This window comes from Eubacterium sp. AF17-7 (genome assembly GCF_003461285.1).
GTDB lineage: Bacteria > Bacillota > Clostridia > Lachnospirales > Lachnospiraceae > Eubacterium_U > Eubacterium_U album.
On sequence record NZ_QTWU01000001.1, the window covers coordinates 64827 to 80154 of the forward strand.

Annotated in this window: 13 protein-coding genes; 11 read left to right on the forward strand and 2 right to left on the reverse strand. The window is 31.0% G+C overall.

The features are described from left to right. The 6 genes from DWW96_RS00325 (at position 1) to DWW96_RS00350 (ending at position 5630) form a co-directional block, all read left to right on the forward strand. On the forward strand, positions 1–1383 hold the full coding sequence (locus DWW96_RS00325; RefSeq protein WP_117908268.1) for an FMN-binding protein: 1383 nt from the start codon (positions 1–3) through the stop codon (positions 1381–1383). 78 nt (positions 1384–1461) lie between these two features. After that, entirely contained in the window at positions 1462–1953 is a 492-nt protein-coding gene (locus DWW96_RS00330; protein ID WP_243002983.1) for an FMN-binding protein, read from the forward strand. Beyond that, entirely contained in the window at positions 1953–2810 is an 858-nt protein-coding gene (locus tag DWW96_RS00335; protein ID WP_117908270.1) for a 4Fe-4S binding protein, read from the forward strand. The genes DWW96_RS00330 and DWW96_RS00335 overlap by 1 nt, the downstream gene beginning before the upstream one ends. A 69-nt stretch (positions 2811–2879) precedes the next feature. Next, positions 2880–3254, forward strand: coding sequence for a NusG domain II-containing protein (locus tag DWW96_RS00340; RefSeq protein WP_117908272.1), 375 nt, complete (start codon positions 2880–2882; stop codon positions 3252–3254). Positions 3255–3264: 10 nt separating this feature from the next. After that, positions 3265–3759, forward strand: coding sequence for a Gx transporter family protein (locus DWW96_RS00345; protein ID WP_117908274.1), 495 nt, complete (start codon positions 3265–3267; stop codon positions 3757–3759). Positions 3760–3866: 107 nt separating this feature from the next. Beyond that, positions 3867–5630 (forward strand): penicillin-binding Tp47 domain C-containing protein, encoded by a 1764-nt coding sequence (locus DWW96_RS00350; protein ID WP_243002984.1) that lies wholly within the window; start codon positions 3867–3869, stop codon positions 5628–5630. A 183-nt stretch (positions 5631–5813) separates the two neighbouring features. Here the strand turns inward: DWW96_RS00350 and DWW96_RS13870 are convergent, their stop codons facing one another. Further along, positions 5814–5972 (reverse strand): hypothetical protein, encoded by a 159-nt coding sequence (locus tag DWW96_RS13870; protein WP_158562611.1) that lies wholly within the window; start codon positions 5970–5972, stop codon positions 5814–5816. Between the two features lie 240 nt (positions 5973–6212). Here DWW96_RS13870 and DWW96_RS14320 point away from each other — a divergent pair, with 240 nt between their 5' ends. From DWW96_RS14320 to DWW96_RS00375, 5 genes are all read left to right on the forward strand, one after another. Further along, entirely contained in the window at positions 6213–9101 is a 2889-nt protein-coding gene (locus tag DWW96_RS14320; RefSeq protein WP_243002985.1) for a fibronectin type III domain-containing protein, read from the forward strand. Between the two features lie 385 nt (positions 9102–9486). Then, on the forward strand, positions 9487–9717 hold the full coding sequence (locus DWW96_RS00360) for a hypothetical protein (RefSeq protein WP_147339769.1): 231 nt from the start codon (positions 9487–9489) through the stop codon (positions 9715–9717). Positions 9718–9776: 59 nt separating this feature from the next. Further along, entirely contained in the window at positions 9777–10538 is a 762-nt protein-coding gene (locus tag DWW96_RS00365) for an ABC transporter ATP-binding protein (RefSeq protein ID WP_022088985.1), read from the forward strand. Continuing rightward, on the forward strand, positions 10538–11719 hold the full coding sequence (locus tag DWW96_RS00370; RefSeq protein ID WP_117908278.1) for an ABC transporter permease: 1182 nt from the start codon (positions 10538–10540) through the stop codon (positions 11717–11719). Before DWW96_RS00365 ends, DWW96_RS00370 begins: the two co-directional genes overlap by 1 nt. Beyond that, on the forward strand, positions 11706–12854 hold the full coding sequence (locus tag DWW96_RS00375; RefSeq protein WP_117908280.1) for an ABC transporter permease: 1149 nt from the start codon (positions 11706–11708) through the stop codon (positions 12852–12854). The genes DWW96_RS00370 and DWW96_RS00375 overlap by 14 nt, the downstream gene beginning before the upstream one ends. 178 nt (positions 12855–13032) lie before the next feature. Here the strand turns inward: DWW96_RS00375 and DWW96_RS00380 are convergent, their stop codons facing one another. After that, complete coding sequence (locus DWW96_RS00380; protein ID WP_117908282.1) at positions 13033–15288, reverse strand: ATP-binding protein; 2256 nt, start codon at positions 15286–15288, stop codon at positions 13033–13035. Positions 15289–15328 lie beyond the last annotated feature (40 nt).

Sequence of the window (15328 nt, forward strand, 5' to 3'; positions counted from 1 at the left end):
ATGCATAACATTAGAAATATTAAAATTATAGGAAATTTTATACCTACAATAATTGTTTTTGCTCTGGTTGTATCTTCACTAAATAACTTTCAGCCCCAAACATTTGAAGCTAAAGTTAAGGAAGAAATAATAACTAAGGAAACACAGGAAGATATAACAGAGGAAATAATAGAAACTGATTCAAATAAAGAATCTACAGAAGAATCAGATAAAGAAAGCATTACAGATAATACGCAAAATGTAAAAACAGCTAATCTAAATGCAATTCTAAATAAAACTGAAAATAAAAATGCTACATATAAAGATGGAGAATTTTACGGAACAGCACAAGGATTTAAGGGTGAAATTAAAGTTAGTGTTGTAATTAAGAATGGAAAAATTCAGTCTGTTAAATGCATTAATTCACAAGATGATAAAGCTTATTTTGACAAAGCATCTAATTTGATGAAAAAAATTGTAGATAAACAAAGCGCAAGTGTGGATGTTGTTTCAGGAGCAACTTATAGTTCAAATGGAATTATAGGAGCAGTACAAAACGCATTAAGTAAGGCAGTAGTTTCTAAAGCAACCAAAGAGGAAACAACTAAAACTGCAAAAAAGAAAAATGTGAAAAAAAGCAGTACAAAGAAGTCGAAAAAAGGAAAGTTTCCTTATAAAAAGGGCGTATATTATGGAGCAGGCGAAGGATATAAAGGAGAAATAAAAGTCGCCGTAGTAATTGAAAATAAAAAAATACAATACATTTTGATTTTAGAAAATAAAGATGATAAAGCGTATTTTAAAAGAGCAAAAAGCGTTACTACTCAAGTTGTGAAGAATCAAAAAACAAAGGTAGACACAGTATCAGGAGCAACATACAGCTCAAAAGGAATATTAGAAGCTATAAAAAATGCTCTCAAAGATGCAAAGGAAAAAACTTCAAACAAAAATAACAGCAACAATAATAAATCCAATGAGGATAATGATACAAATAGTTCAAATGAAGAAAAAGTAGAAACGACAACGAAGCAGCCTTCGACAGACCGGGCTTTGGAAAATGAAACTAAAGTTTACAAAGATGGAACGTATACAGTGACAGGTATTTGCAGTCCTAACGGTCATGGAGGATTTGAGGCATACACATTGTCAGCGACAGTCACAATAATTAATGACAAAATAATTGCCGTCAGTGATGTTAAAGGCGTTGGAAGTGATTATGATAAAGCAAATGACTGGTATATAAAAAGGGCAGTTAATGGAACAAGCAAATATCAGGGAGTTGTTAAACAGATTGTAGCAAAGGGAAATGTAGAGTCGATAGACTCTGTATCAGGGGCAACGTGTTCATCAGAAGCCTTGACAGAAATAGTAAAACAGGCTCTAGAAGGTGCAAAAAATAATTAATATGTAATTACAAAATAAATTTGTGATTTAATTTGTAGAATTATAAATAACTAACGGGTAATTACAACAGGTAAAAACATGAAAAGATTTTGGATAAAAACAGTCAATTTAATTTTAATAATTGGAATGATTTTTGGGTACAATCAAATAGTTTTATATAGACAGAAAGCCGAGGAGGTAAATAGTCTTCAGGCAAAACTTACTGATGCTAATACAATGTTAAAAAATACAGAAAACAAAATAAAGGCAGAAACATATGAAGCTGAAAATGATAAAACAACAGAAAATCAAACAGACAAATATAAGGATGGCATTTATAAAGGACAGGCAAAAGGATTTGGCGGAATGGTAGTTGTAGAAACTACAATTAATCAGGGTCAGATAGAAAAAGTAAATATTATTTCAGCAGATAAAGAAGACAAAGCTTATTTTGATATGGCAACAGGAGTTGTTGACGAAATAATAGAAAACCAGTCAGCAGATGTAGATGCTGTTAGTGGAGCAACTTTTAGCTCAAATGGAATAATAAATGCTGTAAAACAGGGATTGGAAAAGGCAGAAGCAAAGTAATGAAAAATATAACACCAAAGATGAAGAAAAAATTAAATATATATTTGAGATTAATTATACAGATATTATTTTTTCTGATAATGCCATCAATTTTTACAACTGCTTTTTCAGGAGTAAAATATATATTTACTCAAATAGGAAATGGACAGTCGATTGAACTGACTTCGTTTGTAACAGTATTAATTGTTTTGTGCATTTATACTATCGTGTTTGGCAGATTTTTTTGTGGATTTGCCTGTGCATTTGGAAGCGTTGGAGACTGGATACACGAAGTCTATTTGATTATATGTAAAAAGTTAAAGAAAAAGCCTTTAGTTATAAATGAAAAGATAAGAAGAAAATCAACCTTAATTAAATATATAATTTTAGCAACGATAGTGATTACATGTTTTTGTGGAGTATATTCAAAAACAAAAGGATGGAGTCCTTGGGAAGTATTTTCAATGTTATTAGCAGGAAATATAAGCTTATCAACTTATGTTCCTGCAATAATAATTTTACTATTAATAATAGTGGGTATGGCTGTATGTGAAAGATTCTTTTGCAGATTTCTTTGCCCTATGGGAGCCGTTTTTTCATTGCTGCCAATATTGCCGTTTTTTTCATTAGGCAGGGAAAGGGAAAAGTGCATAAAAGGGTGTAGGGCATGTATAAACAAATGTCCCTCAGACATAGAATTGCCTGAATTAGGCACAGACATACAAAGTGGGGATTGCTTTATGTGTCAAAAATGTATTGATATTTGCCCAAAGTCCAATGTTAGGACATCAGTAAAAAAATTACGTGGAAATGAAAGTATGTTTACTTTAATAAAAGTAATATTACTTATTATTCTGATGAAATATGCAGGGGTATAAAGAAATATATATTAATAAGATTTAATCTGTAAAAGACATTGAAAGAATGTTGATGGGCAGGAGAATTTGATGAAAAAGAGAGATTGGATTTTAGGTGCAGTTATTATTCTTGTGGCAGTTATTATGTACATTGAAATGAATGCCACGCAATCAGATGATGGTATGGCTGTAAAGATAACATTAGATGGAAAAGAGTATGGAACATATTCATTAGATGAAGATAGGGAAATAGAAATTAAAACAGATAATGGAAATAATAAGGTAGAGATTCATGACAAAAGTGTTGAAATGAAGGAAGCAGACTGTCCTGACAAATATTGTGTAAAGCAGGGAGAAATTAATAAAATCAGACAAAATATTGTATGTTTGCCCCACAAAATTGTTGTGGAAATAATATCTGCGGACAGTAGTAAACAAAATGAAGCAGACGCGATTGCAAAATAAGAGGATAACTATGAGTACAAAAAGAATAGCAAATATATCAATGCTAATTGCCCTTGCCATAATTTTTAGCTATGTAGAGGTTTTAATACCTATTAGTATAGGGATTCCGGGAATAAAAATGGGATTAGCTAATATCGTAATAGTTATTGCGTTATATAGTTTAAATTTAGGGGATGTATGGATGATATCAATAATAAGAATATTTATCATTGGTATTATGTTTGGTAATTTTATGTCAATTGCTTACAGTCTTTCAGGGGCTGTAGTAAGTCTTACCATTATGGCAATAATTAAGAAATCAAATATTTTGGGAATTATGGGGACAAGCATTATAGGCGGAGTATCTCATAATATAGCACAGCTTTTGGTAGCTATGTTTGTGGTAAGTAATAATGTTGTTTTGTATTATATGCCGGTTTTAATAATAGCAGGTGTAATAACAGGAGCAATGATAGGAATACTGTCTCAAAGAGTAGTAAATATTCTGAAAGACTATTTTTTTTAACACAGAGTTAGTTATAACTAATTTAAATAAGTGCAAACAAATTGATATTAACGGCTAAAATTTGGCCATTAATAATATAAAAAATTCTCAAACGGAGGTAAGAAAAAGTGAGAAGAAAGCAATTTTTAAAAAAGACTTTATCAGTTACACTTGCAGCAGCAATGGCATTAACTGTAAGTCAGGTAACTACATTTGCAGAAACTGATTCAATATTAAATGGAATTAGTTCATATGCAGCAGAAAATAATGGAACATACAAGTATGTTTATGCAGGTCTTACTTGGAGTGAGTATTGGAAGAGCGAAGGCGTGTATGAAGCAGAAAATGTTCAGTCTTCAGATGAACAGGATAGTAAAGGTGAATATGATAAAGGTGCATTTGATGCAGTATCAAGAGCAACAACAAACCATGGTATTCACAGAGGAAGTTTCCAGTGCAGTACAACAATTTATGATGAAGATGGAAATACATATAATGTTTCTTATTGGCAGAGTGATGATAAAGGAAAAGGAACTTCATCATGTGTTCTTACAGACGGAAGCGTTATTAATTTCGTAAAGGGAACAATTACATATAAAGATGAAGCAGGCAATGAAAAGACAGCAAAGATGAAAGATTATGTTGTTGCAGGAATTAAATATGTTCCTGTTGCAGTAAAGGCAGATGATTATGATGCGTTTAAAGAACAATATATTACTATAGAAAATGGTGAAAAACTTGCAGGAGGATATAGCGAAAATAATCTTAAGTCATTTGAAGAAACAGCTAACGTAACATTAAATACAAATGGCTTAAAGTTGGTCACAAAAAATGAAGATGGTTCATTTACATTTGGAAAGAGACAGACAGGAACTGATTCAGGTATTTTAGACAAAGAATTAGTTAAAGACGAAGGTGTTACAGTTAATGTTTTAGAAAACGATGATATAGGTGCATATGGCGAATTTATGAGAGTTGACTTAAAAGGAAACTATGGTGAATTAGGAGCAAATATGCAGACAGTAAAATGGACATATTATGGAAACGATGCTTCATATGAAATACCAGTTATTTCATATGGTACAAAGTTCGCAGCAGATAATTGGATGCACAAAGTTAATGGAATTCAGCTTGCACTTACAGATTCCATCCGTTGCCAGATTCCAAAGGGTTATGATGGAACAGGTTACTGGAAAGTTACAGTTTACGCTTTAGGACATGAAGATTATGAATTCACATTTAATGCTACATCGGCTAACGTAAAACTTTCAGACGATGACACAACAGTAGATACAACTGAATTAGCAAAATTAGTAGCAGAAGCTGCAAAATTAAATGAAAAAGATTACACACAGGCTTCATGGAAAGTATTCACAGAAGAATTTGATGAAGCAAAGGCAGAATTAGCAAATCCACAGAATCAGGCAACTGTAAATGAAGCAATTGCACATTTAACAGCAGCCATGAACTCACTTGAAAAAGTAAAAGTAGATGAAACAACAACAAATCCTGCAACAACTAATCCGTCAACAACACAAAAGCAGCCGGAAAGCAAAACTGAAACAACAACAAATCCGCAGAACACAACTGCTGTAGTTTCAGCACCAAAGGCTACAAAGATTAGCAAGACAATTGCCAAAAAGAAATCAATTACTTTGAAATGGAAAGTGGTTAAAAACGTAAAAGGATATGAAATTCAGGTAGCAACTGATAAGAAGTTTAAGAAAAACAAAAAGACAATATCAGTAAACAAACAAAAGGCAACTATATATATTGTAAAGAAATTAAAAGCAAAGAAAACATACAATGTTCGAATCCGTACATACAAAATCGTAGATGGAAACAAAGTATATTCAGCATGGTCAAAGACGAAATCCGTTAAGACAAAATAATAATAAAAAATAATTAATATGAAATACCGAAGATCTATTGTCAATAGATTTTCGGTATTTTTTTTTAATTAAAGTATGAAAAATAGAAAATTCAATCAACCATATTAGTTTCTCGATAATTTAAATAAATTAACCTTCCATAACAAACATTATTTTTTATAAAGAAAATTATTAAAAATAACATCACTTTTCATAACCGTATCTGACAGAAATCACCAAGGTAACAAAATTTCCACACTCCAGCCGGCAGAAGTATCCATAAGCAATAGAATGTCCACAATCCCAGCCGGCAGAAACTTTCATAAGCAAACGATAGGCAGATTTTTGAAATTTTGCGAGCATAGCGTAAGTTCAAAAGATATGTCTGAGCCGATAGGCGAGTTTATCTTTTGAACTTACAATAAGCGGCGCAGCAAAATAAAAAAATCAACGTGTTTGCTGTGAAAATATCTGCCGGCTGGGGAAAGGAAAATCAACGTGTATGCTATGGAAACTTCTGCTGAATAATAATTTAAATAAAGACTTCAAGATTATATTATGTTAAAATTATAATATAAAAAATGTAGTAGAAAGGAGCTGCCTATGAGAAAGTATTTTAGCCTTATTCTAAGTATAATGTTGGTAATATCATTAGTACCACAAAATACTATGGCACAACAAACAAATAATGTTATAACTAAAGAAAATACGAAAATTTCCGTATACGAAAATAACAGTGACGCTTCAATTGCCCAAAGCGATAATTCTGAAACTAATGAAAATTTAGTATACGTAACAGGAGACATAGTTTCAGATGATGGAAGTAATGTTGTAACATGGACAAAAGATAAAACATATGTTGTATGTTCAAAAAATATAGTTGAATTACCATATGTTAAATGTAAACTTGTAATCGAACCGGGAACAACAGTTTTATTTGGAACAGGAACGGGAAATGTTAACGGAGTAGAAAATTCAGATGTAGTTTATAGACCATATTCTATTTTTAGAGTAGAAGAAGGTGGAAGCATAGAAGCAAAAGGTACACAGGATGAGCCTATTGTTTTTAAAAATATTGATACTCACGCAGGGTGGAATGGAATAGAGATAACACTTCCTGATAATGGAGAAGTGACAGACACATTTGAATATTGTTATTTTATAAACGGTGGAGCACAGTTTAGAGATTTCACAGAGGGATTAATTGATGTATCTCATGGGACAAAGAATACGAAGTTTAATCTTACAGTAGACCATTGTATATTTGATAGTACAGAGTTAGTAAGCAAAAATATTTTGCAACCGAGTGAAATAGGTGCAGGATTTTTTTATGGAGATTATGATGCAAATACTGTTGAATCAAATATTAAAATATCAAATTCAATGTTCAAATCACTTTCAATGGGAATTGAAGGTTATACAAAGGATTTAGCATATGAGTATTTTTATAATGATAAATCAAAATGTAAAATAGAAAATAATACATTTAAAAACAATATTCCCGGTTCTTACAATCCGTCTGTTAACTGGGGAGGAAATGCGGAAATAATAAATAATGAATTTTATACAACAGAAGGTGGAGCATTAACAAAAAATGCGTTGAATCTTGATGGACAATGTGATTTTGTAATAGAGGGAAATGTATTCCACGGAAGTCAATCTAATGAATCATCAGAAATGAATAAGTGTGCACCTATACGAGTTCAATTTGGAGCAAATGTCAATGCTGATAAAACAAGAACTTATGCGAACAATACATGCGATTACTCAGCTGTATTTGGAAAGTACGTTGAACTTAGTGGCTCAATGATAACTCCGGAATGTACATTAGGAGAAATAGACGGTCTGGAATATTACTTTAAAAATTGTACTATAGGATATAACAATGGAAATGATGCAAAAGTAATATTGACTTCAGAACATCCTTATGTAATTGCATCGTTAGATATTATGTATAATGGAGAGCTGATTGCAAAAGGAACAAAGGAAAATCCTATTAAATTTGTAGGGGCTTCTGACAGAGGATTAACAAATGCAAGCAATCAAATTTCCATAACGCAGAATTCGTCTTCGGATTATTTAAATGGAAAAGCCGTATTTGAAAATTGTGAATTTGATAATGTTAAAATGCAGGCAAACATAATAAGCAAAAAGACCGGATATGAGGGAGAAATTCCGCAAATACTTACAGTAAAGGATTGTAAATTTACCAATGAATCAAGTGGAATGTATGTTACACTTAACAGCTATAATGATTACATTTATGGAAAAATTTCTGTAGAAAATACAATTTTTGAAGGAAAAAACAATGATTCTTTCACGGGATTAAGCATATCAGCTTATGGAACAAAAGTACCAAAAGATAATATTTTCAAAATTTCAAATTGTATTATACATAATTTTAATAAGCAAAATGATGGAATTGGTCTATCATTAAGTGTAGAAGAAGATTTAATTGAAAAAATAGTTTTGGAAAATGTTACAATTGCAAACTGCTATTATGGAGTAAGCATAGGCAGATATATGACAAAACTTCCGATAATAAAAAATTGTATAATAGCCGGAAACAAGAGAGGATTTAAGAATCTAAATGACGATACAGACACATCAAATATAACATATACATGCATATATAATGATAGCTGGAATGGTAACACTTATAATTATGGAATAGGATGTATATTTGAAGAACCATTATTTGCAAATATAGAAAAAGGAAATTATCATTTGAAATCTAAAGGCGGAAGATGGAATGGAACGATGTGGATTGCGGATGATGTTACAAGCCCTTGCATAAATGCAGGTGACCCGTTAAGTGATTATTCAAATGAACCGGCTCCTAATGGAAGCAGAGTTAATATGGGTGCTTATGGAAATACGGCAGAAGCTTCGAAAACAGATGATGGGACTTTTATTCCAACTGAATGTGAGCACAAAAATACGACAATTATAAATAAAAAAGATGCAACAGAACAAGAGGAAGGATACACAGGAGATACTTATTGTAACGATTGTGATAAAATAATTGCAATAGGAAAAACATTACCAAGAATTATAGCATCAACTTCTGAGACAACAAAAGAAGCAGATTCTACACAAACAACAAAAAAAGCAGATGTAACTAATCCGACAACACAAAAGCAGCCGGAAAGCAAAACTGAAACAACAACAAATCCGCAGAATACAACTGCTGTAGTTTCAACACCAAAGGCTACAAAGATTAGCAAGACAATTGCCAAAAAGAAATCAATTACTTTGAAATGGAAAGTGGTTAAAAACGTAAAAGGATATGAAATTCAGGTAGCAACTGATAAGAAGTTTAAGAAAAACAAAAAGACAATATCAGTAAACAAACAAAAGGCAACTATATATATTGTAAAGAAATTAAAAGCAAAGAAAACATACAATGTTCGAATCCGTACATACAAAATCGTAGATGGAAACAAAGTATATTCAGCATGGTCAAAGACAAAAAGAGTTAAGACAAAATAGTAAAAAATAATTAAAAATTACTAAGGTGAAATACCGAAGGTCTATTGTTAATAGATTTTCGGTATTTTTTTAAATTAAAGTATGAAAAATAGAAAATTTAATCAACTATATCCGATTTTAAAGAACTATATAAATTAAATCACCCAATCTGTCAAAACTTTTTATAAGCAACAAAATTTCCATACCCCAGCCGGCAGAAATATCCAGAGCAACAAAATTTCCACACCCCAGCCGGCAGATATTTTCATAAGCAAACGATAGGCAGATTTTTGAAATTTTGCGAGCATAGCGTAAGTTCAAAAGATATGTCTGAGCCGATAGGCGAGTTTATCTTTTGAACTTACAATAAGCGGCGCAGCAAAATAAAAAAATCAACGTGTTTGCTATGAAAAAATCTGCCGGCTGGGGAAGGAAAATCAACGTGTTTGCTATGAAAAAATCTGCCGGCTGGGGAAGGAAAATCAACGTGTTTGCTATGAAAATATCTGCCGGCTGGGGAAAGGAAAATCAACGTGTTTGCTATGAAAATATCTGCCGGCTGGGGGGAAGGAAAATCAACGTGTTTGCTATGAAAAAATCTGTCGGCTGGGGAAGAAATTCAAAATATAAAACATAATCAAATTAACATATGATATAATTTAATCACAATATGAAAAGAAAAATTATGGAGGCAATATGGAAAAAGTAATAGAGGTAAAAAATCTAACTAAAGAATATAAAGAACAAAAGGCAGTTGATAATTTATCATTTGATGTATATGAAGGAGAAATATTAGGATTACTTGGACCTAACGGAAGTGGTAAAAGTACAACTATAAATTCAATTTTAGCATTGCTTAAATATCAGAACGGAAGCATAAAAATATTTGGTAAGGATATGAAACCCGATTCGTACGATATAAAATCGAAAATTGGAGTCATTTTTCAGGAGGTTGCAGTATTTAATGAATTAAATGTATATGACAATATAAACTATTTTTGTGGATTATACATAGAAGATAAAAATATCAGAAAGCAATATGTAGAAGATGCCATTGAATTAGTAGGACTTGGTGAATTTAAAAAATATTTGCCAAAACAACTTTCAGGGGGACTTTTAAGAAGATTAAATATTGCCTGTGGAATAGCACATAAACCAAAACTTATTTTTCTTGATGAACCAACAGTAGCAGTCGACCCACAGAGTAGAAACAATATTTTAGATGGAATTAAGAAATTAAGAGACGATGGTGCCACAATAGTTTACACAACACATTATATGGAAGAGGTAGAGATACTTTGCGATAGAATTATAATTCTTGATAAAGGAAAAATAATAGCTCAGGGAACAAGCGAAGAACTGAAACAACAGGCAAATATTGAAGAAAAAATAGAACGTGTAGGACCTACATTAAATGATGTATTTTTGAAATTAACAGGAAAGGAATTAAGAGATTAATGTTTATTCATAATTTGAAATATACGATAAAAACATTGTTTAAAAATAAAATATTAGTCTTTTGGACATTTGCCTTTCCGATTATTCTTGGAATATTTTTCAATATGGCATTTTCCAACATAGAAAAAGATGAAGTATTAAAAGTGTTTGATATTGCAGTCGTAGATAATGACGAATTTGAAACGCAGGAAATATACAAAAACGCATTAAAAGAATTATCGGATAATGATAATAAAGACAAATTATTTAATATCAAATATGTAAGTAATAAAAAAGCAGATTCACTATTAGATGATTCTAAAATTGAAGGATATGTTGTATTTAAGAACGACGAACCGCAGGTTGTAGTAAAGGCAAATGGTACATATCAAACATTACTTAAGTTTGTCATAAATGAAATCAGACAGAATGAAACAATAGTAGAAGAATTGACCGAAAAAAATATAGAAAACGAAATAGCAAACGGGAATTTTACATTTGATACAGACAAAATAGTAAATCAAATATTAGACAAAATTAATGATGAACAAGTTAATTTGAAAAATATTTCTAATTCAAATTTAAGTTATATGCAAATAGAATATTATACTTTAATTGCGATGATGTGTATGTATGGTGGAATATTCGGGTTGACTGCAATAAATAACTGTCTGGCGAATATGAGTAGCAAGGGAAAAAGAATTTCCGTGTCACCAAATAAAAAAAGCACAATTATTTTGAGTTCGACTATAGGAAGTTATGCGGTAAGTCTGGTAGGACTTGCGGTACTTATGGCATTTTTGACATTTGTAATAAAAGTTGATTTTGGAGAAAATCTTTTGTTAATTATTTTACTTTCCATGGTAGGAAATCTGGCAGGAATTGCACTAGGGGTAGTAATTGCTTCAATATTCAGAGTGTCAGAAGGTGCTAAGACAGGAATAACTATTGCTGTTACAATGTTCTTTTCTGTTTTTTCAGGAATGATGGGAGTTACATTAAAATATGTAATTGATAAAAATGTGCCTATAATTAATCTGATAAATCCAAATAACTTAATAACTGATGGCTTTTATTCATTATACTATTACGATACTTTAGACAGATATTTTAGAGATATCATTTATTTGATTATATTTATCATAATTTGTCTATTAATTTCGTTTGTTAGCTTAAGGAGGGAAAAGTATGACAGTATTTAAGACTATTTTAAAGATATTAAATAAATTAAAGGGAATGATTATTTTATATACTGCCATACTTGTTGCAATAACAGCGCTTAATCAGACATCAGGTAATAATATGACAAATTTTGAAGATTCAAAACCAAGTGTGTTAATTGTAAATAAAGACAGTGAAGATAATATTGCTAAAGGCTTTGAGGATTATATAAGTAAACATTCAGAAATAAAAGATATAGATACAAAAGACGAAGACAAAATAAATGATGCAATTTTTTACAGAGACGTAAATTATGTAATTTATATACCAAAAGATTTTGGAAAAAATTTATTAGATGGAAAGAATCCTTCGTTGGAATATAAATCATGTGGTGATGAATATTCTTCATATGCCCAAATGATGGTGGAAAAATACATAAAAACCGTGCTTATTTACAAGGATTATTATAGTGGAGTTGAGTTAATTTCAAAAGTAAATAAAGTTGTGGACAAAGATACAAAGGTTTATATGAAAACGACTTTAGATACATCAAAGTTAAGCAGCATGACACAGTATTTTAATATCCTAAATTACGCCTTGCTTGCAGGATGTGTGTATTGCATCAGTATGATTTTAGCAAGTTTAAATGATGAGACTGTAAGAAAGAGAACAATTATAAGCAGTTTCAATTACAAAAAATATAATAGAATCGTACTATTATCAAATTCCATAGTAATATTTGCAATGTGGATTTTATATATGATTTTGGCATTGATTTTGTTTAAAGACTTAATGTTTAGTTCAAATGGTTTAGGCTATGTTATAAATTCATTTGTATTTACGATATGCAGTCTGACCATAGGATTTTTAATTGGAAATATTACGCAGAATAAGAATGCTATTGGTGGAATAGTAAATGTAATAGCACTCGGCACATCATTTCTTTGTGGATGCTTTGTGCCATTTGAATACATGCCTGATTATGTATTGAAAATAGCACATATATTGCCAACATATTATTATGTAGCAAATAACCAACTGATAAAAACTATGGAAGCTTTTAATTTTGAAAGCATTAAACCATTGTTAATAAATGGGGCAGTTATAGTAATTTCCAGTTTTATATTTGTCGCAGTAACAAATTATGTAAGTAAAAGAAAACAGATAATAAATTAAGAATTTTAAAAATGCTATTTTATAGTTTTTTATCAAAAATACCCGGTTGTGAAAATGGTTCACAACCGGGTATTTGTTTTTATTATTTGCTACATTCTAAAACAAAGGCTTTAGCAGCAACTTCGGAATTTTCATAGACACCTGCTCCTAAATAATTAGCCTCCATTCTTAAAGTTTTTTAAAACTTATAGTCCTTCTTTAATACAGTTATTAAAATTGATAATACCTGTTTCATATTAATAGGCTTTGGTATATGAGCATTCATTCCGGCTTCTTTACATGCTTTTATGTCTTCAGCAAATGCATCAGCAGTCATTGCTACAATAGGAATATTTCGTATATACGCATCTTCGTTTTTCCTGATTTTACGTGTAGCTTCTTTTCCGTTCAGTACAGGCATTTGGATATCCATTAAAATTAAGTCATAAAAGCCTTTGGAAGAGGAAGTCAAAGTGTTTATGCATTCAAGACCATTTACGGCACGGTCACATGAAACTTTATATTCGGAAAGCATTGTTTTAATAATTTCCCAATTTAAATCATTGTCTTCTGCAACAAGTACATGTAATGAAGAAAAATCATAATTTTTTTCATATAATGAATCCGGATTTACTGTATCTAAATGCTTGTGTTCGTTAAGTACTGCTAAATCAAGGTAAACAGTAAATGTAGTTCCTTTCCTTAATTCGCTTTTACAATCAATTGAGCCGTTCATTAAATCTACAAGCTGTTTAATAATGGCAAGGCCTAAACCGGTTCCCTGAATTTTATTAGTTCGACTGTCAAGAGCTCTGGTAAATGAATTATACATTGTTTCCTGAAATTCTTTAGTCATACCGATTCCGTTATCAGAGACAACAATTTTTAGTCGTATTTTTTCGTCATCATCCGGTAATCGTGACTGACTTATATCAAATAAAACTTTTCCACCATTGTCAGTATATTTTACGGCATTAGTTAAAAGATTAGTTGTTATCTGATTAAGTCGTAAAGGATCAGCTGACAAAGTTTCGTAAATAATGTCATGCATATTAACCTCAAGCGAAATGCCTTTATATTCAGCCTGAGGGCGAATAATACTAACAACTTCATTTACACAGTCCTTAAGTGAAAAAGGTTCTATAGAAATAGCCATTTTCCCACTCTCAATTTTTGAAATATCTAAAATATCATTTATTAATGTTAAAAGATGATTTCCGGCAAGAGAAACTTTATCCAGACATTCGCCCATATATTCAGGATCATTTAAATGTTTTTTCGCAATTTGAGTCATTCCCAAAACGCCATTCATTGGAGTACGGATATCGTGAGATATAGTGGACAAAAATTGTGTTTTTGCCTGACTTGCATGTTCAGCTTCACTTGCAGCTTTTCTTAAACTATGATTAATTGATAATATGTAAAATGTATCAAGAATTGTTAAAAACAATACTGTTCCACATATAATTGCAACAATACTCCAGTTCATATTAACTGAATTAATATCCTTTACAGGAATATATCCTATGATGTATAAATCTAAATTTTTTCCAAAACTTGAATAGTACCAATAGCAATTTTCGTTACGATAGTCTTTGTATTGAAGCAAGCCACTATCGGACGATTTAATTTTGTTAGCAAGCTCGTCGACTTTATTGTAATCATTTTGAAAATTGTATCCGCGAATATAGTCATAAAAAGTTCTTGATTTCATCGAAGGAGACTGAATAACATATTCACCGTTAGAGTTAATAAGACTGATTTCTGCTGATTTATATTCAGTTGGAAATGCACATGCATTTTTTAGGTAATCAACAGGAAGCAATCTTAAAAGCAGGTAAGGCTTTGTCTTATTGTTACCAATATTTAAATAAACTCTAGTACCAACACTGATGACAGTCTGTTGTAGTCCGTCAACGCGATATTTACCAAGAACATAAACCTGACCGGATTGTGATTTAAACATATTCTGCATTTTTTTTATCATTGCATGACATGCATTGGTATCTGTATCATAAAATGTTTTGTAACAGTTAACAGAGTAATTTCCATTTTTATCTGCAATAGTAGAAATAGCTGAGAAGTCATCCATATCAACGAAGTGTGCATAGCGGTTGCCCTGTGTGTTAATATTCTGCACAAATTTTATTGCTTCATCTATAGTCATATTATTGCTGGAAATGTAGTGAGCCCAGTTATCGACATATCCTTTTTCTGCATGTAAATAGCTTTCAGTAAGCTGTTTCATAGAGTCAGTAGAGTCGCAGAAATTATCTAAACGTAAGGCGACGCTTTTGTTTTCCGTAGTAATAGAATAGGAGTAGGAAGATAAAAGTGCCACTACAATCATAATAATATTGCATAAGAGTAAAAGAAATTTTTGGATACTAGTTTTTTTAGTATACTTATTTGTATATTTATTAGCTGAGTTATCTTTTGAATTATCTTGTGTCACAATAATCTCTCCTTTCGCAAAATTTAGTAATAATTTGCTT